The sequence below is a fragment of the Rhodoplanes sp. SY1 genome (assembly GCF_046000175.1).
GTDB lineage: Bacteria > Pseudomonadota > Alphaproteobacteria > Rhizobiales > Xanthobacteraceae > Rhodoplanes.
In genome coordinates, this window is the sequence record NZ_JBEOMB010000221.1 from 1 (window position 1) to 660 (window position 660).

1 protein-coding gene is annotated in these 660 nt (G+C 73.3%); it reads left to right on the plus strand.

Annotated elements, in window-relative coordinates:
* Positions 1-660, plus strand: a 660-nt coding sequence (queG, locus tag ABTU92_RS28610; RefSeq protein WP_408094964.1) for a tRNA epoxyqueuosine(34) reductase QueG, incomplete at both ends; no start/stop codon positions are given.

Below are 660 nucleotides of genomic sequence, written 5' to 3' on the forward strand. Positions count from 1 at the left end.
GTGTTCGTCGACACCGCCGCCGTGATGGAGAAGCCGCTCGCCGCCGCCGGCGGGCTCGGCTGGCAGGGCCGGCACACCAATCTGGTCTCCCGCGACTTCGGCTCCTGGCTGTTCCTCGGCGCCCTGTTCACCACGCTGCCGCTGCCGCCGGACGCGGCGGCGGAGGACCGCTGCGGCTCCTGCCGGGCCTGCCTCGACGCCTGCCCGACCGACGCCTTCGTCGCCCCGTACAGGCTCGATGCGCGGCGCTGCGTCTCCTATCTCACGATCGAGCACAAGGGCCCGATCCCGCGCGAGCTGCGTGAAAAGCTCGGCAACCGCATCTACGGCTGCGACGACTGCCTCGCCGCCTGCCCGTGGAACAAGTTCGCGCGAGCCGGGCGCGACGCGAAGCTCGCCGCCCGCGAGGTGCTGAACGCGCCGTCGCTGCGCGACCTCGCCGGGCTCGACGATGCGGCGTTCCGCGACCTGTTCCGCAAGACCGCGATCAAGCGCACCGGACGCGACCGCGTCGTGCGCAACGTGATGATCGCCATCGGCAACAGCGGCGACGCGGCCCTCGCCGATGCGGCGCAGGCGCGGCTCGCCGACGCCTCGCCCCTGGTGCGCGGGGCTGCCATCTGGGCGTCGTCGCGGCTGCTGCCGGCCGCGGATTTTTCC